This window comes from Rhodospirillales bacterium (assembly GCA_016699855.1).
GTDB lineage: Bacteria > Pseudomonadota > Alphaproteobacteria > Reyranellales > Reyranellaceae.
This window is the reverse complement of the sequence record CP064988.1, coordinates 1,052,460-1,073,655: the sequence shown is the minus strand read 5'-3', so window position 1 is coordinate 1,073,655 and position 21,196 is coordinate 1,052,460. Positions and strand designations below refer to the sequence as shown.

Genomic DNA, 21,196 nt, shown 5'->3' with positions numbered 1-21,196 from the left:
GATCCTTCGGTTGGAAGATGGCGTGCGACCGTACGGCATCGGGGGCGCCGGGGAAAACCGCAATTCGCGCGCGGGGCCCGGCGCCGGGCGCGCGAAGCGGGTCCTTCGATGGGGAGGATCGGGGCCGGACCCGCGGGACGGCGCTTCTCCACGGGGGCGCCGATGATCGAACCCGCGGCCCTCCGCATGCATCGGCCGGTGCTACGGTCCGCACGCACCGCCGTCCCGGAGGCCGCGTTGTCCCGGTCGCTCGCCATCGCCCCCATGCTTGGCTATCCACGCCGCTATCGATGGCCGGCGCGCGCGAGTTCATCCTCCAGATTTCCGAACGCTACGACACGCAGATTGAGGAGCGAGGGAGGAACCTGCCCGGCGGCCAGCGGCAGCGCATCGCCATCGCGCGGGCGCTGTTGATGGGCCCGCGCGCCTTGATCTTCGACGATGCCAAGAACGCGCTGCACGTGGAGACAGGGGTGATCATGCGGCAGGACATGGCGAGGATTGCGAAGGAGCGGACGGTTGTCATCATTGCGCACCGTGAGTCAGCCCCTGCCATGTGTACGATTCGAACCGACATCATGAACGGCGAGATTTGCGAATAGAAGGCAGCGGAACGCTATACAAAATACATGGCGTCCACGCAGATGCGGAGAACATCAGTGAGAATGAGACGATTCGTCAAAGTATTCGCAATGTATCATCTGATATTCATGATGGCTTTGTGCCCGCTCGCGCGAGCTCAAGCGCCAGTCAGCACCACAATACCTTCACCACAGCCGTCGCGCCTCGATATCTCCCCCTGGCGAACTCCTCTTGTTCTTGCAGTATATCCGCTGACCGCCCGAGCTGAGGTAGCTCCGCTTGAGGTTTGGGTGAAAATCGCCAATGAACGCGCAATCGCGTTGGCGCCTTTAGTTAACATGGTGCTATCGCCACTTGGTGCGACGATAGTGCCCGGAACGCGCGGCGTCGACCCAAATGAACGAATCAGATTTCAGATCGCGGTCATGTACATGAGCCCGCTGGAAACGTCCGCTGTTGTCGATCACTTGCGGCTCTTGGAGAACATAAGGGAGTTCTTTTCTGTGCAGCCTCATGTCGTTCACCACACCGAAGGATGTGTCGGTGTGGCGCTTCAGTTTCGCTCCGCTATGGGCCCGCCCATAAATGGTGCGGTAATATATGTAGACAAGAATAGATTAGAATCGAACGAGGTTTCTTGTGTGCTAAACGCTGTCTTTAGCGTGATTGGAATTCCTGTTTCTGCAAACGAATCACAATGGCGACGCGGCGTAGTCGAGGGTGGACGCGCGTATCAGTTTAATACGAAGTCAGTTGCCGAAATTTCCGAGTCCGTTAGGCGACTTAAAGAAAAAAACGAAGGAATCGCTCCTCAATTTTTGAAGGACTGACACTGATTTTCATTCCCATGTCGGGCGAGGAAGGCGTCCAAGACGGCGAATATTCCAGACCGCCGCCCCGCTAAAGACCCAGCGTCGCAGGCCCGATTCCAAAGCGCCGTAGGGCATCGCCGCCAGCCGGAGAATCGCCGAATGCGCCGGCGCGGCTAGGCGCGCTGCTTCGCGCCGATGCGGTCGAGGTGCTGGCGGAACGACCGCTCCACTTCCGACGTCGCGAAGATCCGCTTGGGGATGACGTGGTACTGCTGGTCGGACATGTAGATCAGGTACAGCCGATCGTTCTCCTTCCACTTCACGTAGTCGCCCCACGGGATCGCGCTGCGGGCGACATCCGAACGGAAGGTGAGACGGGTGTCGTCCCACTCGATGTCGGCGGGATCGCGCAGCAGCTTCGATTGCCGGAACGCCCGCCGCGCCCGCCAGCGCACGGACAGGATCAGGACCACCACGAGCGCCAGCACCACGCCGTAGCCGGGCATGGCGTCCCATGGCGAGGAGGCGCCCGGATCGACGTCGTGCCGGTAGTACGTCCAGAAGCTGAACGCCGTTGCGCACACGACGAGCGCCGACATGGCGAGCAGAAGAACGGCCAGGACGCGACCGGGCCGGAGATGCAGCCACATCGCGGCCACGATGTCGGATTCCTGTAGTTGAACGCGCGCCATCGCCGCCACCCTCCATCCTCGGGAGTGTGGCGCGGCCGCGCGGCGCGGTCCAACGCGGTGCGCGCCGCTGGCGACGCCGTCGTTCAGCCGGGGGTGGCGTCGGACCGCGCTTCCCGCCGGGTCGCGGAGACGATGTCCCAGACGGCGATGAACAGGGCCGCGATCACGGGCCCGAGGACGAATCCGTTGAGTCCGAAGGTCGCGAGCCCGCCGAGCGTGGAGATCAGCACGACGAAGTCCGGCATCTTGGTGTCCTGTCCGACCAGGATCGGACGCAGGAAATTGTCGACGAGGCCGATGACGAGCGCCCCGTACGCCATCAGGACCACGCCCTGCCACACCGCCCCGGTCGCCAGGAGGTAGATGGCGACCGGCGCCCAGACCAGCCCCGCGCCCACGACGGGAAGCAGGGAGAGGAACGCCATCACGACGCCCCAGAGCAGCGGCGCGCCGATGCCGAGCGCCCAGAAGATCGCGCCGCCGAGCGCGCCCTGCAGCATCGCGACCAGCAGGTCGCTCTTGACGGTGGCGCGGATGACGACGGTGAACTTCAGGAACAGGGCCCGCTGCAGTTCGAGGCGCAGCGGGATCGCGCCCTTGATCCGCGCGAACAGCGCGGCCTCGTCGCGGAGGAGGAAGTACAGCAGATAGAGCATCACGAACAGGTTCGCGACGAAGTCGAACGCGCTCTGGCCGACGCCGAGCGCCCGTTCGGCGAGGAACTGGCCGCCCTTCATGAGGTTCTCGGACAGCCTCTCGCGCATCGCGTCGAGGCTCTCGAGGCCGAGATGGCCGAGCAGGCCGGTCGCCCACGCGGGGAGGGCGTCGAGGACCCGCTGGATGGATAGGGCGACATCCAGCTCGCCGGTCCGCATGCGTCCGTAGACGCCGGACGCCTCGCGGATCAGGGACGCGCCGATCAGCGTCATCGGCAGGATCACGATCACGACGATGGCGGCGACCGTGGCGAGCGCCGCGAGATTGCGCCGGTCCCCGAACGCCGTCGTCAGCCGCCGGCACAGCGGCGCGAACAGGATCGCGATGATCGTGCCCCAGAGGATCGCGCCGAGAAACGACCAGACGACCCACAGTAACGCCAGCGACACCGCGACGATCAGGAGCAGGAAGGCTTTGTCTTCGATGGTGCGCACGCCGGCATCGTAGAAGTTCGCCGAGGTGGCGGCCGTGCAATTGCGGACACGGCCGGTCGGCGGTCGCGCGGCGATGCTGCGTCGCGGCGCATCCCATTGTCGCGGTGCGGAAAAATGCCATCTGCGCAATAATATTATCATCGAACTGCGGCGTTTGATCTTTTACGATCTTGTGCGTTGCGTCATAAATTTGATCCCGCTAAGGTGCAACGCAGCATAAGACGCCTTGCTCAAGGATTTTCGAGCCGGCGTCTGTCGTTCCGGAGGGTTCGTAGATGAGCGCAGCTTTGGCCGTCGTGTCGGCCGTTCCGCATCCGACGGCGGATCGTCCGAAGAAGGACCTCTACGAGGTCGGCGAGATCCCGCCGCTCGGCCACGTGCCGAAGAACATGTACGCGTGGGCCATCCGGCGCGACCGCCACGGGCCGCCCGAGGACTCGATGAAGCTCGAGGTCGTGCCGACCCACACCATCGGCGAGGACGAGGTGCTGGTGCTCGTGATGGCCGCCGGCGTGAACTACAACGGCGTCTGGGCCGGGCTCGGCCTGCCGATCTCGCCGTTCGACGTGCACAAGCAGCCGTTCCACGTCGCCGGCTCCGACGCCTCGGGCATCGTCTGGGCGATCGGCGCCAAGGTGAAGCGGTGGAAGGTCGGCGACGAGGTCGTGGTCCACTGCAACCAGGACGACGGCGACGACGAGGAGTGCAACGGCGGCGACCCGATGTTCTCGCCGAGCCAGCGCATCTGGGGCTACGAGACGCCGGACGGATCGTTCGCCCAGTTCTGCCGCGTGCAGGCGCGCCAGCTCATGCAGCGCCCGCGCCATCTGACCTGGGAGGAGAGCGGCTGCTACGTCCTGACGCTGGCGACGGCGTACCGGATGCTGTTCGGCCACCGCCCGCACATCCTGCGGCCGGGCCACAACGTGCTGGTGTGGGGCGCCGCCGGCGGCATCGGCTCGATGGCGGTGCAGCTCATCGCGGCGGCCGGCGCCAACGCCATCGGCGTGATCTCCGACGAGAGCAAGCGCGACTTCGTGATGTCGCTGGGCGCCAAGGGCGTCATCAACCGCAACGATTTCGACTGCTGGGGCCAGCTGCCGGACGTCGACGACCAGAAGGGCTATGCCGAGTACATGAAGAAGTGCCGCAAATTCGGCGCGGCGATCTGGCAGCACACCGGCAAGGGCAACGACGTCGACTTCGTGTTCGAGCACCCGGGCGAGCAGACCTTCCCGGTGTCGTGCTTCATCGTGAAGCGCGGCGGCATGGTGGTGTTCTGCGCCGGCACCACCGGCTACAACCTCACCATGGACGCGCGCTTCGTGTGGATGCGCCAGAAGCGCATCCAGGGCAGCCACTTCGCCAACCTGCTGCAGGCCAGCCAGGCCAATCAGCTGGTGATCGAGCGCCGCGTCGATCCCTGCATGAGCGAGGTCTTCGCCTGGGAGGACATTCCGCGCGCCCACACCAAGATGTGGAAGAACCAGCACAAGCCCGGGAACATGGCCGTGCTCGTCACCGCCCGCCGCCCCGGCCTGCGCACCGTCGAGGACGCGCTCGAGGAGTAGGGCGCGCGAAGACCCCTCATCCGGCGCTGCGCGCCACCTTCTCCCCCGAAGACGGACGAGAAGGGAAGAGGGTATGGCCGCCCGTGTCCCTCCTTCTCCCCGTCGATGGGGAGAAGGGAAGGGGTGGCCGCCGCGTTTTCCCTTCTCCCCCGTCTTCGGGGGAGGTGCCCGAAGGGCGGATGAGGGGCTTTCCCCCGCGCCCGACCGTCGCACGACAGCGCGAATCGTTTTTGCCTCCGGAGTCCGCCGATGTCCGTCGCCGAGAAGATGCCCGCCGCCATGGACCCGCCGGTCCTTCCCGATCTGCTGGCGCTGTGCGCCGAGGCCGAGCGCGCCGCCGAGGCGTTCGACGCCGCCGCCCGCGCCGCCGTGCGCCGGCTGGTGGCGCCGCAGGGCCGCGTCGATGCCAAGCTGCTGGAGCGCGAGCAGTTCGCCGCCCACGGCTATGCCTGGATCGCCACCTACGTCGCCGGCCTGCGCCAGATGCGGCGCTGGGCCGGCGCGCTGGCCGAGGCCGGCCGTCTCGGCGAGCTGGAGAAGCTGATCCTCCAGGCGGCCTTCGGCGAATATCTCAACCAGCTCGCGGGCGGCATCGCCATCAGCCAGGTCGAGGTGCTGCGGCCGGCCGATCTCGGCCTGACCGACGCCGATCTGCGTCCGTTCGAGACGGCCGCGGCGCGCCGTCTCGCCGCCGGCGGCAACACCGCGGTCGTGCGCCAGCGCATCGCCGAGCTGCTGACCGACGCGCTCGACACCGGCGATTTCGGCGCGCTGGGCCTCGACGACGAGGCGCTGGAGATGGTGCGCGACCAGTTCCGCCGCTTCGTCGGCGAGGAGGTGCTGCCGCACGCCCATGGCTGGCACCTGCGCGACGAGCTGATCCCGATGCCGGTGGTGTCGAAGATGGCGGAGATGGGCGTGTTCGGCCTGACCATCCCGGAGGAGTGGGGCGGGCTGGGCATGGGCAAGCTGGCGATGTGCGTCGTCACCGAGGAGCTGTCGCGCGGCTACATCGGCGTCGGCTCGCTGGGCACGCGCTCGGAGATCGCGGGCGAGCTGATCCGGCTGGGCGGCACCGACGCGCAGAAGGCCAAGTATCTCGGCGCCATCGCGCGCGGCGAGATCCTGCCGACGGCGGTGTTCACCGAACCCAACACCGGCTCCGACCTCGCGAGCCTGCGCACGCGGGCCACGCGCGAGGGCGACGTCTACAAGGTCAACGGCGCCAAGACCTGGATCACCCACGCCGCGCGCGCCGACATCATGACGATGCTGGTGCGCACCAACGCCGACAAGCCGGGCTACCAGGGCCTGTCGATGCTGCTGGCCGAGAAGCCGCGCGGTACCGAGGCCGAGCCGTTCCCCGCAAAGGGCATGACCGGCGGCGAGATCAAGGTGCTGGGCTACCGCGGCATGAAGGAATACGAGCTGGGATTCGACGGCTTCGAGGTGCCGGCCGCGAACCTGCTGGGCGAGCAGGAGGGCAACGGCTTCAAGCAGCTCATGGCGACGTTCGAGAGCGCCCGCATCCAGACGGCGGCGCGCGCCGTCGGCGTCGCGCAGTGCGCCATGGAGCTGGGCCTGCGCTACGCCCAGGACCGGACGCAGTTCGGCAAGCCGATCTACGCCTTCCCGCGGGTGGCCGGGAAGATCGCGTGGATGGCGGTCGAGACCATGGTGGCGCGCCAGCTCACCTATTTCTCGGCGCGCGAGAAGGACGGCGACCGCCGCTGCGACATCGAGGCCGGCATGGCCAAGCTGCTGGCCGCGCGCGTGGCGTGGACCAACGCCGACAACGCGCTGCAGGTGCACGGCGGCAACGGCTACGCGATGGAGTATCCGATCAGCCGCGTGCTGTGCGACGCGCGCATCCTCAACATCTTCGAGGGCGCCGCCGAGATCCAGGCCCAGGTCGTCTGCCGCGGGTTGATCGACGGGCGGAACTAGAGAAGCGAGCGTTTAGTCGGACGCACCTGCCTTCCTGGGAGCGACGGCGTCTCGCCGGCTCAAGAAGACGCCGGCGGTCCCAAAGAGATCCGCGCTGCGCTCGCGACGATAGGGCTACGCCGGTGTCGGACTCGTCGCTCCTCGCGCCGGCCCCGGGATGGGCGCGCCTCCCGGTCAGGCGCGCGTTCTCGCGATCATGCCCATCGTCGCGACGGCGCGTTCCGCGATCGCCGAGAGTTGTCGTCTCGATGCGCCGGCGCGCGCGCGGATGGCGATCGAGTACATCGCCGCGCTCAGCACGTCGGCCGCCGCCGCCACGCTTCCTTCGGCCAGTTCGCCGCCGAAGCGCCGCTTGATCGCCGCCCTGATCAACTGGTCGACGTCCGACAGGAACGCCGACAGCGCGGCCCTGACGGCGGGATTCGAGCCCGCGGCCGTTGTCGCCGTCGTGGCGATCAGGCAACCGAGATGGTCGCCCTTGGCGGGCGCATAGACTTCGATGGCGCCCGACAGCAGGCGCTGTCCGGCGTGCTCCAGAGTGTCGCCGGCGTCGAGCGCCGACTCCATGACCGACTTCGCCATCGCCGCGTAGCCCTCGAGAACCCTAGCGTAGAGCGCCTCCTTGTCGCCGAAGGCGGCGTAGAGGCTCGGCTTGTTGATGCCCATCGCGCCGGTCAGGTCGTCCAGGGTGGCGCCATCGAAGCCGTGCGCCAGAAAGACCCGGGTCGCCGCGGTGAGCGCCTCATCGAAATCGAAGGATCGGGGCCGTGCCATGTCGTCGCCTCATTCTGTACCGGTAAGAATATAATTCTTGACCCGCGCTGAACAGTTTTGTACTAAAAAGAACATAATATATGCCAATCATGGAGACGCCGTCATGGAACTCTTCTACGCGCCGTTCGCCTGCTCGCTGGCGTCGCACATCGTCTGCCGCGAGGCCGGCATTCCGGTGACGCTCCGGCGCGTGACCCTGTCGACGAAGGAGATCGAGGGCGGCGGTAGCCTGTTCGACATCAACCCGAAGGGGGCGGTTCCCACCTTGCGCCGCGACGATGGCAGCGTGCTGACCGAGGGGCCGAGCGTCCTGCAGTATCTGGGCGACCTGAAGCCGGAGAGCGGCCTGTGCCCGGCGTTCGGGACCGACGAGCGCTACCGCGTCATCGAATGGCTGAATTTCGTGGGCACGGAGATGCACAAGCGCGTCTTCTACATGATGTTCACGCCCGAGAGCGACGACGCGGCCAGGTCCGCGGCTCGGGCCGCCGCGCCCAAGCGGCTGGAAATCGTCGCCGACGGCCTCAAAGACCGCGACTATCTGGTTGGCGGCGCGTTCACGGTCGCCGACGCGTATCTGTTCTGGTGGCTGACGCTGGCCGCGCGCGTCGGGATCGACACGTCCATGCACGCCGCGATCGAAGCTTACCAGTCGCGCTGCGCCGCCCGCCCCGGCGTTCAGGCCGCCCTCGGCTACGAGGCCGCGCAGGTGGCGCGATAGGTCGCTACCACACGCGGCTAGCCGGGCAGGTCGTATCTTTGCACGCCTCCCACGGGCGCGAGCTGGAAGCCGATGACGATCTCGCTCGTCGCCGAGTGGGCGACGATGCGGCCGCTGGTGCGCGACACGGCCTCGACACGCGCGAGCTTCAACGCGCCATGACGGGTGATCAGCGCCGCCGCGGCGCTGCCGCCGCGCCAGCTTGTCGTCGGGCGCGACGTTGTCGGCGAACAGGGCGCGGGCGCGGGCGGCGTCCCAGTCGATCAACAGGGCGAACAACGCCGTGCCGGCCTGGACCAGCGCCGGCGGCGCCGTGATCGCCGGCCGGCGCGCGATCCCGGCGGCGGCCAGCGCGGCGAGCGCGCGCCGCGTCGCCAGCCGCATCGGCGCGTAGGTCGAATTGCCCAATGCGATCAGGCCCAGCCGCGTGCCCTTCACCCAGCGCATGTTGGAGCCGTAGCCGGGCAGGCCGCCGGAATGCTCGACCACCTCGCCCAGCGCCGCGTCGTGGCCGATCTGCAGCCCCAGGCCGTAGCCGCCGGTGAAGGGCCACGTCGTGCCGTCGGCGGAGCGCGACTCGAACGGCTCGGCCGCCGTCCCGATCCGCTGCATCTCGCGTCGCGAGGCGCGCGACAGCGGCCCGCGGTCGGCGCCGTCGCGCGCCGGCCACGCGTCGGCGAGGAAGTCGACCCACTTCGCGAGATCGGCGACGGTCGACCACAGCCCGCCCATCGGCGCGAGGCCGCCGTCGCGCGGCGTCGGCTCGGGCGCGCCATCGTCCGACCTCACGCCGACGATCACGTCGGTGCCGGCGGGCGCGTCCTTGGCCTCCCACACGGTGCGCGTCATCCCCAGCGGCCGCAGCAGCCGCTCGGTGATCAGCTCCTGCGGCCGCGCGCCCGACGCGCGGTGCATGACGCGGCCGATCAGCGCGTAGCCGAGGTTGGAGTACTCGAACACCGTCCCCGGCGTCGCGGCGAACAGCGGCCCGGCGCGCACGACAGCGTCGAGCGCGGCGTCGGCGATGTCGAGATGGCGGTCGCCCCACGGATCGTCGGTGGCGAGGCCCGACGCCATCGACAGCAGATGCCGCGTGGTGATCGCCGGCGAATCCGACGTCGGGCCGCGCAGGCCGGCGAATTCCGGCGCGTAGTCGGCGATGGGCCTGTCGAGGTCGAGCCGGCCCTCGTCGCGCAGCGTCAGCGCCGCCGCCGCCGTGAAGCTCTTGGTCATCGAGGCGATGCGGAACAGCGAGTGGCGCCGCGCGCCGAAGCCGCTGAACGCCACCAGCTCGCCGTCGACGACGACGCCGGCGGCCATCGCCGGCACCCCGCACAGCTCGCGGTGCTGCGCGTAGGCGGCGTGCGCGACGCGCGCGATCCGCGTTTTCAGATCCCCGGTCACGATCCCTCCACCTCTTAATTTCCCGAGTCTAGCCGTCGTGCTAGAAGCGGGCCATGCCGTCGACGCCGCCGCCACCGCATCCCGCCGCCATGGATGGCCCGCGATGCTCGTGATCTTCGACTGCGACGGCGTTCTGGTCGACACCGAGCCGCTCTCCAACCGCTGCTTCGCCGCCGCGCTCAACCGCGAGGGGCTGGCGTGGGACGTGGCCGAGACGATGCGGCGGCTGGTGGGGCGGTCGATGAGATCCTGCGTCGAGATCGTCGAGCGCGAACTGGGCCGCGCGCTGCCGGCGGATTTCGTCGAGCGCCTCCAGGCGGAGACGTTCGAGGCGTTCCGGCGCGAGGGCGTCGCCGCGGTGCCGGGCGTGGAGATGGCGATCGACGCCGTCGAGCTGGCGGAGCACCGGACCTGCGTCGCCTCGTCCGGAGAGATCGGCAAGATGCGGATCACGCTGGGCGCCGCCGGCCTGTGGGACCGCTTCGCGGGCCGCATCCATTCGTCCACGCAGGTGGCGCGCGGCAAGCCGTTCCCCGATCTGTTCCTGTTCGCCGCCGAGGAGATGGGCGCGGCCCCGGGGGATTGCGTCGTGGTCGAGGATTCCGTCGCCGGCACGCAGGCCGGCGTCGCCGCGGGCATGCGGGTGCTGAGCTACGCCGGCGCGCCCTACGCCGACAGGGACGGGCTCGCGGCGGCCGGCGGCTTGGTGTTCACCGACATGCGCGAGCTGCCGCGCCTGCTGGACGTCTAGCGCGCGGGCGCCTCGAGGCGCTTGAGCATCAGCAGGCACGGCGTGCCGGCGCCCCACAGATCGGGGAAGACCTCCAGCGGTTCGAATCCCAGCGCCTCGTAGAACGCGCGGGTCGCGGCGTAGTGCGGATCGGGGTGGTCCGCCGCCAGCGTCTTGACCGTGAGGTTGCGCACGCCTCGCGCGGCGAGAAGGCGCGCGGCGGCGTCGAACAGCCGGCGGCCGTGGCCCCGCCGGTGCCAGCGCCGCATGACGCCGAGCACGTAGGCTTCCGAGGAGACCGGCGAATGCGCGCGCAGCGACAGGAAGCCGATAGGACGGCCGTCGTCCAGCCGCAGCGCCAGCATGGTCTGGCGGTCGGCGGCGCGGACGTACTCCAAAAGCGCGTCCGGCCGGCCGAACCATTCCGGCAGATCCGAGAGCACGGCGCGCGCGAGCTCGCCGCGGCCCTCCGTCAATTCGACGACATCGGTCATGCCCGTCGCTCCTTTGGATTGTCGCAAGTCTAGCGCGTCCGCGCCCCGATCGGCGCGGCGGTTGCGCCACCCGCGCCGTGCTGTAGACAGGAGCGGCGATGGCGGGACTCATTATTTTCGACTGCGACGGCACGCTGATCGATAGCGAGCGGCTCTACAACCGGGCCTGGTCGGAGACGATCGGCGCCGTCGGCGTGAAGTGGACGCCGGGCGACGTGGCGCGCCGGCTGATGGGGCGGCCGCTGCCGGACTGCCTCGCGATCCTCGAGGCGGAGCGTGGCGCGAAGCTGCCGGCGGACTTTCTGACCCGCGTGTTCGCCGCCACGGACCGGCTGTTCGCGACGGAGGGGCTGGAGGTGATCGCCGGCGTGCCCGACGCGCTGGCGGCGCTGCCGCATCCCAAATGCGTGGCGTCGTCGGGGCTGTACGACGACGTGCGGCGCCATCTCGACGAGACCGGGCTGCTGCCGCATTTCGGGGCGGAGCGGATCTACGTCGCCGCCATGGTCGAGCGCGGCAAGCCGGCGCCCGACCTGTTCCTGCACGCCGCCGCGCGGATGGGCTACGCGCCGGCGGACTGCGTCGTGGTCGAGGATTCGGTGCCCGGCGTGTCGGGCGCCCGCGCCGCCGGCATGCGCGTGCTGGGCTACGTCAATCCCAACAACGACGCCGCCGCGCTGGCGGCGGCCGGCGCCGAGCTGTTCGACGACATGCGCGCGCTGCCGGGCCTGATCGGCTGACCCGGGCGGATTGCCAGCGCCGCCCCGAAGCGCCATATGCGGACGGCGCGGCGCGCGACGCCGCCCGTCCCGCCACCGGAGGGCCGCATGGCCAAAGCCCTGTCCTACATCGCCCTGATCTTCGCCGGGCTGAGCATGCTGGGCGCGCTGGCGTCGATCTTCATCGGCATGGCGCGCTCCGGCCAGAACGGCATGGAGGGCAAACGCGCCGGCAACCGGATGATGTGGTGGCGCGTGCGGCTCCAACTCGCCGCCGTCGGCTTCATCATCCTCTGGTACTTCCTCAAGAACGCCTGACGGCGCGGAGGGCGCGATGGTCCAGTTGACGCGGATCTACACCCGGGGCGGCGACAAGGGGAAGACCTCGCTCGGCACCGGCCGGCGGGTGGCCAAGCACGATCCGCGGGTGGCCGCCTACGGCACGGTCGACGAGGCCAACGGCGTGATCGGCCTGGCGCGGCAGCACACCGCGGGCGAGGCCGACGCCATGCTCGGCCGCATCCAGAACGACCTGTTCGACCTCGGCGCCGATCTGTGCACGCCGGACGAGGGCGCGAAGCTCGAGTTCGAGCCGCTGCGCGTCGTGGCGGCGCAGGTCCAGCGGCTGGAGCGCGAGATCGACGCCATGAACGCCGAGCTGGCGCCGCTGAAATCGTTCGTGCTGCCGGGCGGCTCGCCGGCGTCTGCGTATCTGCATCTGGCCCGCACCGTCGTGCGCCGCGCCGAGCGCGAGATGACGGCGCTGGCCGAGACCGAGGCGGTGGGATCCGAGGCGATCCAGTTCATCAACCGTCTGTCGGACCATCTGTTCGTGATGGCGCGCTGGCTCAACGACAAGGGCGCCGCCGACGTGCTCTGGGTGCCGGGCCAGAACCGCTGAGGCCGCCCGCCACGGGCGAACGTCAGCCATTCGCGCGTGTCGGCCGGCGCGCGGCCAAAGCGTTGATATGCCTGATCTTTCGCGGGGCGCTGGGGTCTTTGTGCGCCGCCGCATCGGCTTGACAGTCGCCGCGCCGGCGTCCTAGACCAAACGCCTTTGGAATTCCGTCCGGAGCGGCGAAACGATGAAAGTGCTGGTCGCGGTCAAACGCGTGGTCGACTACAACGTCAAGATCCGCGTCAAGGCCGACAAGACGGGCGTCGAGACGGCGAACGTCAAGATGTCGATGAACCCCTTCGACGAGATCGCCGTCGAGGAGGCCGTCCGGCTCCGCGAGCAGGGCAAGGCGACCGAGGTCATCGCGTTCAGCGCCGGCCCGCAGCAGTGCCAGGAGACGATCCGCACGGCGCTGGCGATGGGCGCCGACCGCGGCGTCCACGTCAACACCGACGCCGAGCTCCAGCCGCTGGCCGTCGCCAAGCTGATGAAGGCCGTGGTCGACAAGGAGCAGCCCGGGCTGGTCATCGTCGGCAAGCAGGCGATCGACGACGACAGCAACCAGACCGGCCAGATGCTGGCGGCGCTGCTGGGCTGGTCGCAGGGCACCTTCGCCAACAAGCTGGCGGTCGGCGACGGCTCGATCGAGGTCAAGCGCGAGATCGACGGCGGCCTGGAGACCGTGAAGCTGAAGCTGCCGGCCGTGGTCACCACCGACCTGCGCCTCAACGAGCCGCGCTATGCCTCGCTGCCGAACATCATGAAGGCGAAGAAGAAGCCGATCGACGCGCACACGCCGGAGTCGCTGGGCGTCGACGTGGCGCCGCGCATCAAGACGCTCAAGGTCGAGGAGCCGCCGACGCGCAAGGCCGGCATCAAGGTCAAGACCGTCGCCGAGCTGATCGACAAGCTGAAGAACGAAGCGGGAGTGATCTGAGATGAGCGTCCTCGTCGTCGCCGCGCACGACGGCACCGCCGTCCGCGCCAACGTCGCCAACGCCGTCGCCGCCGCCTCGCAGATGGACGCCGACGTCCACGTCCTGGTCGCCGGCTCGAACGCCGCCGCCGCGGCCCAGTCCGCCGCCGCGGTCGCGGGCGTCGCCAAGGTGCTGCACGCCGAGGACGCGGCCTACGCCAACTGGGTGGCCGAGGATATCGCGCCGCTGGTGGTCAAGCTCGCCGCCGGCTACGGCCACGTCGTGATGGCCGCCGACACCGTCGGCAAGAACCTGATGCCCAGGGTCGCGGCGCTGCTCGACGTGGCGCAGGTCTCCGAGGCGGTGCAGGTCGTGTCGCCCGACACCTTCGTGCGGCCGATCTACGCCGGAAACGCCATGGCCACCGTGCAGGCGACCGACAAGATCAAGATCGTCACCGTGCGCCCGACCAACTTCAAGGCGCTGCCCGGCGCGGGCTCGGCCGCCGTCGAGAGCGTCGGCGGCACCGGCTCCGCCGGCCTGTCCTCCTACGTCGGCGCCGAGGTGTCCAAATCCGAGCGGCCGGAGCTGACCAGCGCCAAGATCGTCATCTCCGGCGGCCGCGGCCTGGCCTCGGGCGAGAATTTCAACAAGCTGCTCGAGCCGCTGGCCGACAAGCTCGGCGCCGGCCTCGGCGCCAGCCGCGCCGCCGTCGACGCGGGTTTCGTGCCCAACGACTACCAGGTCGGCCAGACCGGCAAGGTGGTGGCGCCAGACCTCTACATCGCCATCGGCATCTCGGGCGCGATCCAGCATCTCGCCGGCATGAAGGACAGCAAGACCATCGTCGCCATCAACAAGGACGAGGAGGCGCCGATCTTCCAGGTCGCCGACTACGGCCTGGTGGGCGATCTGTTCCAGATCATCCCGGAGCTGACGGCGGCCATCGAGAAGAAGTGACGCGCGGCCGCGGACGGGGCGCGGCGCCCGGCCCGGACCGCTATCGCGGGAGCAGGAAGATGATCCAGCGGATCGGCGTGATCGGCGCCGGCCAGATGGGCGGCGGCATCGCGCATGTCTGCGCGCTCAAGGGCCTCAGCGTGAAGCTGGTCGACGTCGACCTGGCCCGCGCCAGACGCGGCATCGAGGCCATCGGCCACAACATGGACCGCCAGATCGGCCGGTCGATGATCAAGCCGGAGGAGCGCGACGCGGCGATCGGCCGGATCGAGGCCGGAGAGGATTTCGCGATCTTCAAGGATTGCGACCTCGTGATCGAGGCGGCGACCGAGAACGAGCAGGTCAAGCGCGAGATCTTCAAGAAGCTCTGCCCGGCGCTGCCGCCGGCGGCCTACATCGCCACCAACACCTCGTCGATCTCCGTGACGCGCCTGGCCTCGGTCACCGACCGTCCGGGCAAGTTCATCGGCATGCACTTCATGAATCCGGTGCCGCTGATGCAGCTCGTCGAGCTGATCCGCGGCATCGCCACCGAGGAGGAGACGTTCCGGGCCGTGCGCGACCTGACGATCCGCCTCGGCAAGACCCCGGCCAACGCCGAGGACTTCCCGGCCTTCATCGTCAACCGCATCCTGCTGCCGATGATCAACGAGGCCGTCTACGCGCTGTACGAGGGCGTCGGCAACGTCGACTCGATCGACACCGCGATGCGGCTGGGCGCCAACCACCCGATGGGCCCGCTGCAGCTCGCCGACTTCATCGGCCTCGACACCTGCCTGTCGGTCATGCAGGTGCTCTACGAGGGCCTCGCGGATTCCAAGTACCGGCCGTGCCCGCTGCTGGTGAAATACGTCGAGGCCGGCTGGCTCGGCCGCAAGAAGGCCGGCCGCGGGTTCTACGACTACCGCGGCGAAAAGCCGGTCCCGACGCGCTGAGGCGCGTCCGCGCGCGAACGCGCACCGCGTCCCGTCCGGGCGCGCACCGCCGCCCGGACGCCGCGCCGGGAGGCCCCCATGACGTATCTCGTCGGCGCCGACGCGCCCTCCATAGCGGCCGGCGACCGGTTCGCCGCGCTGCTGGCGCGCCCCGGCATCCTGCGCCTGCCCGGCGCCCATAATGGTCTGGCGGCGCTGCAGGCGAAGGCCGCGGGTTTCGAGGCGCTGTATCTGTCGGGCGCGGCGATGAGCGCGTCGATGGGTCTGCCCGACCTCGGAATCATCACCATCGAGGACGTCTGCTTCTTCATCCGCCAGGTGGCGCGGGCGTCCGGCCTGCCGGTGCTCGTCGACGGCGACACCGGCTACGGCGAGGCGTTGAACGTCATGCACATGGTGCGCGCGTTCGAGGATGCGGGCGCCGCCGCCGTCCATATCGAGGACCAGATCCTGCCGAAAAAGTGCGGGCATCTGAACGACAAGCGGCTGGCGACGGTCGACGACATGGCCGCCAAGATCGCGGCCGCCGCGAAGGCGCGCCGCCATCTGCGGATCGTGGCGCGCACCGACGCCGCCGCCGGCGAGGGGCTGGACGGCGCGATCGCGCGGGCGCGGCGCTACCTCGCCGCCGGCGCCGACGCCGTGTTCGCCGACGCGCTGCCGGACGCGGAGTCGTTCCGCGAGTTCGCGCGCGCCGTCGACGCGCCGGCGCTCGCCAACATGACGGAGTTCGGCCGCACGCCGTTCCTCACCGCGCGCGAGTTCGAGGCGATGGGCTACCGCATGGTGATCTGGCCGGTCAGCGCGCTGCGGATGGCGGCGCGCGCCCAGGCCGATCTCTACGCCGCGCTGGCGCGCGACGACGGCGCGCAGAACGTGGTCGGGCGCATGCAGACTCGGCGTGAGCTCTACGAGACGATAGGCTACGGCGGTTACGAGGCGCTCGACGCCTCGATCATCCGATCCATCGCGCCGGCGGACACGCCGACGGGTTGAGCCGGGCGCGCGCCACCGGCGCGGAAGCGCTCGTTTCCGGCCGTCATCCCGGGCGCAGCGAGGGATCTTCGCGCGGCGGAAAAATCCCTCGCTGCGCCGGGGATGACGGGGAACATCCAGACGCGCGACGAACGACCTAGCCGAGGAACTCGCGCGCCGCGGCGGTGATGGCGCCGAGGCTGCCGTGCTCGCCGCGGCTCTGGATGTCGCGGGCCAACGCCATGGCGCGGGTCGTCGCCTCGCCGCTCTGCGCCATCTCGCGCAGCGCCGCCGACGCCTGCGCGGCGTTGTGCAGCCGGCGCCTTCCGTGCACCGAGATCCCCAGCCGGTCGATGGTGTTGGCCGACACCTGCTGGTCGGCGACCTCCGGCCACAGCAGTTGCGGGCGGCCCGCGCCCATCGCGGCGGCGAGCGTCGATGCGCCGCCGTGGTGCACGACGACCGACGCCGCCTTGACCGCCTCGGCCAGCGGCGGCGGCCGATCGTACACGGTGACGCCGCGTTCGGACAGGTACTGGCGGATCTCCGGTGTGGCGCGCTTGATGTAGGCGCCGCCGCGCACGCCGCTCTCGACCAGCGATTCCAGCAGCATGCGGATGCGGGGATGCGACGCCGACAGGTAGGCGTGGAACGACGGCGGGCCCGAGGGCGGCTCCGGCGGGTCGTAGCGTTCGAGCGGGCCGGCGTGGGCGCGCAGCCGGAACGCGGCGTAGGGATCCGTCTCGGCGAACGACGTCACGAAGTGCCGGGCGCCGCCGATCACCTCCGTCAACGTGTCGGCGACCGCGCCGCCGAGCCGGCGCTGCACCGCGCGCATCGTCTCCACCAGCCGCTCCTGCGGCGCGAAGCGCGGCGCGCCGGCGTCGAAGATCGGGAATTCCGGCCGCTCCACCGGCGGCACGAGGTAGCCGTGGCCGGTGACGATCATCGGGATGCGGCCGTGCGCGGCGACGGTGGCGACCGGCGCGTACTCGCCGACGATCAACGACGGCTGCAGCGCCAGGAACAGCATCTGCCAGGCGTGGACGAGGCGGTAGAGATGCTCGGGGTCGAGGAAGTTGTTCACCGCCAGCAGGTCGGCGTAGCTGCCGGGCACGAAATTGGGATTGGTCGGATGCAGCTGGCCGACCGCCAGCGGGCTCTGCATCACGATCCACGGCCGGTCGCGGAAGAATTCCGCCGTGCCGATCAGGTCGCGGATCGCGAACACCGGCTCGTGGCCCTCCAGCGCGACGGCGTCGGCGATGGCGCGCAGGCGGTCGGCGTAGCCGGTGCCGCCGCCGAGCTCCCACGCGAAGAGGATGCGCGCCAACGCCGCGCCTCCCGGCCGCGCTCAGGAACGCGCGTCGAGCACGTGGCGCACCAGCGCCTCCGCCTCGGGCGAGTCCCATTCGGCGTCGCCGACCAAGCGGCCGACCTCGCGGCCCTCGGCGTCGAACAGCACCGACGTCGGCAGGACGGACACGCCGAGCGCCGTGAAGGCGGCGCGTCGCGCGTCGAACCGCACCTCGAGGCGTTTGAGCCCTTTGCTCTCGATGAATGGCGCGACCTTCGGCCGGCTGGGGCCGTCGAGCGACAGCGCGAGCACGGTGAAGCGCTCCGGCCCGATCCGCCCGGCGAGGCGGTCTAGGCCGGGCATCTCCTTGACGCAGGGCACGCACCACGTGGCCCAGAAATTCACCAGCACGACCTTGCCGCGCAGCCCGGCCAGCGACTCCTGGCGGTCGGCGGCGTCGAGGTAGGCGAACGCCGGCGCCGGGCGGCGCTCGGACGCGGCCTCGAAGCGCGACATGGCGCCGGTGGCGGGCGGGCGGGTCGGCTCGGACGCGAGCGCCGGCGCCGCCCAGAGCGTGGCGAGCGCGGCCACGACGCGCCGCCTGCGAGGTAGGAAACGACCGTCAAGCTGTGCCATAACGCCCATCCTAAGCGTTTTCCGCGAAAGCGTCATGACCCGTAAGCCGCAACAAGCCCTCCGCAAGATCACGAAACCGCGCGCCGCCGCGGCGCCGAAGGGGCGCGCCGGCAAGGCCGGATCGAACGCCATGTGGGGCGGCCGTTTCGCCGCCGGCCCGGCCGAGATCATGGAGAAGATCAACGCCTCGATCGGCTTCGACCAGCGTATGTACCGCCAGGACATCGCCGGTTCGATCGCGCATTGCCGCATGCTGGTGGCGCGCCGGATCGTCACGGCGGCCGACGGGCGCGCCATCGTCGCCGGACTGAAGCGGATCGAGGCCGAGATCGACGCCGGCAGGTTCCGGTTCCAGACGCGGCTCGAGGACATCCACATGAACGTGGAGGGCCGGCTGACGGAGCTGATCGGCGACGCCGCCGGGCGCCTGCACACCGCGCGCTCGCGTAACGACCAGGTCGCGCTCGACGTGCGGCTGTGGGTGCGCGACGCGGTCGACCGCGCCGAGGCGCTGCTGCGCGACCTCCAGGCGGCGCTGATCGAGCAGGCGGAGCGGCACTGGAACGCCGTCATGCCGGGATTCACCCACCTGCAGACGGCGCAGCCCGTGACGTTCGGCCACCATCTGCTGGCCTATGTCGAGATGTTCGGCCGCGACCGCGGCCGCTTCGCCGACTGCCGGGCGCGCATGAACGAGAGCCCGCTCGGCGCCGCCGCGCTCGCCGGCACGCCGCATCCGATCGACCGGCACATGACGGCGAAGGCGCTGGGCTTCGACCGGCCGATGGCGAACTCGCTCGACGGCGTGTCGGACCGCGACTACGCGCTGGAGTTCATGGCCGCGTCGTCTATCTGCGCCGTTCATCTCTCACGCCTGGCCGAGGAGATCTTCATCTGGTGCAGCGCGCCGTTCCGCTTCATCGCGCTGTCGGACGCCTTCACCACCGGCAGCTCGATCATGCCGCAGAAGCGCAATCCCGACGCCGCCGAGCTGGTGCGCGCCAAGACAGGCCGCATCCTCGGCGACTTCGCGACGCTGATGGTCGTGATGAAGGGCCTGCCGCTGACCTATTCCAAGGACATGCAGGAGGACAAGGAGCCGGTGTTCGACTGCGCCGACTCGCTCGAGCTCGGCCTCGCCGCGATGGCGGGCATGGCGCGCGACCTGAAGCCGAACCTCGACCGCATGCGCGCGGCGGCCGGCGCCGATTTCTCGGTCGCCACCGACCTCGCCGACTGGCTGGTGCGCGCGGTCGGCCTGCCGTTCCGCCAGGCGCACCACGTCACCGGGCGGCTGGTGGCGGCGGCGTCGACGCGGGGCGTCGATCTCGCCGGCCTGTCGCTGGAGGAGATGCGCGCGGTCGAGCCGCGGATCACCCCCGCCGTGTACCGTGTGTTGACGGTCGACGCCTCGGTGGCGGCGCGCACGAGCTTCGGCGGCACCGCGCCCGCCAACGTCCGCAAGGCGGCGGCGGCGGCGCGCAAGCGCTTCCTCGGCGCCGGCGGGCCGCGGCGTTGAGGGCGCCGCCGTGACCCCGCGGACCGCGTCGCTCCTGCTGCTGTCGGCGCTGGCGCTGGCGGCGTGCGGCAAGAAGGGCGAACCCGAGCCGCCGAGCGGCAAACAGGCGCCGACCCGCAGCTATCCCGCGCCCGAGCCGACGCCGTGGCAGGTGGCGCCGCCGCCGGCGACGCCGAAGACCTGATCCGGAACACCCGATGGACCCCTTCATCTACCGCGACGGCGAGATGGTCGTCGAAAACGTGGCGCTGTCGCGCATCGCGCGCGAGGTCGGCACGCCGGCCTACGTCTACTCGCTGGCGGCGCTGCGCGGGAACTACCGGGCCTTCGCCGCCGCGATGGGCGACCTCGACGGCGAGATCCACTACGCGGTCAAGGCCAACAGCAATCTGGCGGTGATCAAGGCGTTCGCCGCGCTGGGCGCCGGCGCCGACGTGGTGTCCGAGGGCGAGATGCGGCGCGCGCTGGCCGCCGGCGTCGCGGCGCGCGACATCGTGTTCTCCGGCGTCGGCAAGAAGGCCTCGGAGCTGCGCGCGGCGCTGGAGGCCGGCGTGCGGCAGATCAACGTCGAGAGCCGCGCCGAGCTCGACATGCTGGAGGCCGTCGCGGCTGCGCTGGGACGGCACGTCGACATCGCGATCCGCGTGAACCCCGACGTCGACGCCGGCACGCACGCCAAGATCACGACCGGCCGCAAGGAGAACAAGTTCGGCATCGACATCGATCTGGCGCGCGAGGCCTACGCCTACGCGGCCACGCGCCCGCACCTCAAGCCGGTCGGCGTCGCCATGCACATCGGCTCGCAGATCGTCTCGCTCGATCCCTACCGCGCCGCGATCCGCCGCGTGCGCGCGCTGATCGAGGAACTGCGCGCCGACGGCCATGCGATCGCGCGCTTCGACGTCGGCGGCGGGCTCGGCATCCGCTACCGCGCCGAGCAGCCGCTGCCGCCGCGCGCGTTCATGGACATGGCGCGCGAGGAGACGCGCGGCATGGGCTGCGCGCTGACCTTCGAGCCCGGCAGGCGCCTGGTCGGCGAGGCCGGGGCGCTGCTGGCCGAGGTCGTGGTGGTGAAGCCCGGCGTGGCGCGCACCTTCGTGGTGGTCGACGCCGCGATGAACGACCTGATCCGCCCGACGCTTTACGAGGCGTGGCACGACATCCTGCCGGTTGCCGAGCCGCGCGCCGGCGCCGCCGAGATCGTGACGGACATCGTCGGGCCGATCTGCGAGTCCGGCGATTTCCTCGCGCAGAAGCGTCCCATGCCGCCGCTGGCGGCCGGCGATCTGGTCGCGGTGAAGTCCGCCGGCGCCTACGGCGCGGTGATGGCGTCGAACTACAACACCCGGCCGATGGCGCCGGAGGTGCTGGTCGACGGCGACCGCTACGCCGTGATCCGTCCGCGCCAGACCGTCGAGGATCTGATCGCCGCGGACCGCGTCCCCGACTGGCTGGCGTAGGC

22 protein-coding genes are annotated in these 21,196 nt (G+C 70.1%); 15 read left to right on the top strand and 7 right to left on the bottom strand.

Annotated features, from left to right (window positions below; translation table 11 throughout):
- Positions 1–17: 17 nt before the first annotated feature.
- The gene (locus IPK81_05075; protein QQS13609.1) at positions 18–602 is read left to right on the top strand and encodes an ATP-binding cassette domain-containing protein; all 585 of its coding nucleotides are present in this window, start codon (positions 18–20) and stop codon (positions 600–602) included.
- 63 nt (positions 603–665) lie between these two features.
- The gene (locus IPK81_05070) at positions 666–1,412 is read left to right on the top strand and encodes a hypothetical protein (GenBank protein QQS13608.1); all 747 of its coding nucleotides are present in this window, start codon (positions 666–668) and stop codon (positions 1,410–1,412) included.
- A gap of 155 nt (positions 1,413–1,567) precedes the next feature.
- On the opposite strand, the gene IPK81_05065 is transcribed toward IPK81_05070, so the two are convergent.
- Positions 1,568–2,086, bottom strand: a complete 519-nt coding sequence (locus IPK81_05065) for a YcxB family protein (GenBank protein QQS13607.1) — start codon at positions 2,084–2,086, stop codon at positions 1,568–1,570.
- An 83-nt stretch (positions 2,087–2,169) separates the two neighbouring features.
- Positions 2,170–3,237 carry an AI-2E family transporter gene (locus IPK81_05060; GenBank protein ID QQS13606.1) on the bottom strand — a complete coding sequence of 356 codons (1,068 nt, stop codon included), beginning with the start codon at positions 3,235–3,237 and terminating at the stop codon, positions 2,170–2,172.
- A gap of 275 nt (positions 3,238–3,512) precedes the next feature.
- Here IPK81_05060 and ccrA point away from each other — a divergent pair, with 275 nt between their 5' ends.
- The gene (gene ccrA / locus IPK81_05055) at positions 3,513–4,808 is read left to right on the top strand and encodes a crotonyl-CoA carboxylase/reductase (GenBank protein ID QQS13605.1); all 1,296 of its coding nucleotides are present in this window, start codon (positions 3,513–3,515) and stop codon (positions 4,806–4,808) included.
- Between the two features lie 279 nt (positions 4,809–5,087).
- Positions 5,088–6,755 carry an acyl-CoA dehydrogenase family protein gene (locus IPK81_05050; GenBank protein QQS14960.1) on the top strand — a complete coding sequence of 556 codons (1,668 nt, stop codon included), beginning with the start codon at positions 5,088–5,090 and terminating at the stop codon, positions 6,753–6,755.
- Positions 6,756–6,929: 174 nt separating this feature from the next.
- On the opposite strand, the gene IPK81_05045 is transcribed toward IPK81_05050, so the two are convergent.
- Positions 6,930–7,529, bottom strand: coding sequence for a TetR/AcrR family transcriptional regulator (locus IPK81_05045; protein QQS13604.1), 600 nt, complete (start codon positions 7,527–7,529; stop codon positions 6,930–6,932).
- Positions 7,498–9,654 carry a beta-lactamase family protein gene (locus IPK81_05040; GenBank protein QQS13603.1) on the bottom strand — a complete coding sequence of 719 codons (2,157 nt, stop codon included), beginning with the start codon at positions 9,652–9,654 and terminating at the stop codon, positions 7,498–7,500. Before IPK81_05040 ends, IPK81_05045 begins: the two co-directional genes overlap by 32 nt.
- Positions 9,655–9,757: 103 nt before the next feature.
- On the opposite strand from IPK81_05040, the gene IPK81_05035 reads away from it, so the two are divergent.
- Positions 9,758–10,405, top strand: coding sequence for an HAD family phosphatase (locus IPK81_05035; GenBank protein QQS13602.1), 648 nt, complete (start codon positions 9,758–9,760; stop codon positions 10,403–10,405).
- Here IPK81_05035 and IPK81_05030 read toward each other — a convergent pair.
- Complete coding sequence (locus tag IPK81_05030) at positions 10,402–10,878, bottom strand: GNAT family N-acetyltransferase (protein QQS13601.1); 477 nt, start codon at positions 10,876–10,878, stop codon at positions 10,402–10,404. The two genes, IPK81_05035 and IPK81_05030, sit on opposite strands and share 4 nt — an antisense overlap.
- Positions 10,879–10,976: 98 nt before the next feature.
- On the opposite strand from IPK81_05030, the gene IPK81_05025 reads away from it, so the two are divergent.
- The 7 genes from IPK81_05025 (at position 10,977) to prpB (ending at position 16,303) form a co-directional block, all read left to right on the top strand.
- Entirely contained in the window at positions 10,977–11,618 is a 642-nt protein-coding gene (locus IPK81_05025; protein QQS13600.1) for an HAD-IA family hydrolase, read from the top strand.
- 87 nt (positions 11,619–11,705) lie between these two features.
- On the top strand, positions 11,706–11,915 hold the full coding sequence (locus tag IPK81_05020) for a hypothetical protein (protein ID QQS13599.1): 210 nt from the start codon (positions 11,706–11,708) through the stop codon (positions 11,913–11,915).
- Between the two features lie 16 nt (positions 11,916–11,931).
- Positions 11,932–12,498 (top strand): cob(I)yrinic acid a,c-diamide adenosyltransferase, encoded by a 567-nt coding sequence (locus IPK81_05015; protein ID QQS13598.1) that lies wholly within the window; start codon positions 11,932–11,934, stop codon positions 12,496–12,498.
- Between the two features lie 184 nt (positions 12,499–12,682).
- On the top strand, positions 12,683–13,432 hold the full coding sequence (locus IPK81_05010) for an electron transfer flavoprotein subunit beta/FixA family protein (GenBank protein ID QQS13597.1): 750 nt from the start codon (positions 12,683–12,685) through the stop codon (positions 13,430–13,432).
- Between the two features lies 1 nt (position 13,433).
- Positions 13,434–14,372 (top strand): FAD-binding protein, encoded by a 939-nt coding sequence (locus IPK81_05005; protein ID QQS13596.1) that lies wholly within the window; start codon positions 13,434–13,436, stop codon positions 14,370–14,372.
- Positions 14,373–14,431: 59 nt separating this feature from the next.
- Positions 14,432–15,307, top strand: coding sequence for a 3-hydroxybutyryl-CoA dehydrogenase (locus IPK81_05000; GenBank protein QQS13595.1), 876 nt, complete (start codon positions 14,432–14,434; stop codon positions 15,305–15,307).
- 78 nt (positions 15,308–15,385) lie between these two features.
- On the top strand, positions 15,386–16,303 hold the full coding sequence (gene prpB / locus IPK81_04995; GenBank protein QQS13594.1) for a methylisocitrate lyase: 918 nt from the start codon (positions 15,386–15,388) through the stop codon (positions 16,301–16,303).
- A 136-nt stretch (positions 16,304–16,439) separates the two neighbouring features.
- Here the strand turns inward: prpB and IPK81_04990 are convergent, their stop codons facing one another.
- Together IPK81_04990 and IPK81_04985 are read right to left on the bottom strand one after the other, a co-directional pair.
- The gene (locus tag IPK81_04990) at positions 16,440–17,615 is read right to left on the bottom strand and encodes a hypothetical protein (protein QQS13593.1); all 1,176 of its coding nucleotides are present in this window, start codon (positions 17,613–17,615) and stop codon (positions 16,440–16,442) included.
- A gap of 21 nt (positions 17,616–17,636) precedes the next feature.
- The gene (locus IPK81_04985; protein ID QQS13592.1) at positions 17,637–18,170 is read right to left on the bottom strand and encodes a TlpA family protein disulfide reductase; all 534 of its coding nucleotides are present in this window, start codon (positions 18,168–18,170) and stop codon (positions 17,637–17,639) included.
- Positions 18,171–18,345: 175 nt separating this feature from the next.
- Here IPK81_04985 and argH point away from each other — a divergent pair, with 175 nt between their 5' ends.
- The 3 genes from argH to lysA are packed head-to-tail and all read left to right on the top strand — an operon-like array spanning position 18,346 to position 21,194.
- Positions 18,346–19,734, top strand: coding sequence for an argininosuccinate lyase (gene argH, locus IPK81_04980; GenBank protein QQS14959.1), 1,389 nt, complete (start codon positions 18,346–18,348; stop codon positions 19,732–19,734).
- 10 nt (positions 19,735–19,744) lie between these two features.
- Positions 19,745–19,918 (top strand): hypothetical protein, encoded by a 174-nt coding sequence (locus IPK81_04975; GenBank protein QQS13591.1) that lies wholly within the window; start codon positions 19,745–19,747, stop codon positions 19,916–19,918.
- 13 nt (positions 19,919–19,931) lie between these two features.
- The gene (gene lysA / locus IPK81_04970; GenBank protein QQS13590.1) at positions 19,932–21,194 is read left to right on the top strand and encodes a diaminopimelate decarboxylase; all 1,263 of its coding nucleotides are present in this window, start codon (positions 19,932–19,934) and stop codon (positions 21,192–21,194) included.
- Positions 21,195–21,196: the final 2 nt, after the last annotated feature.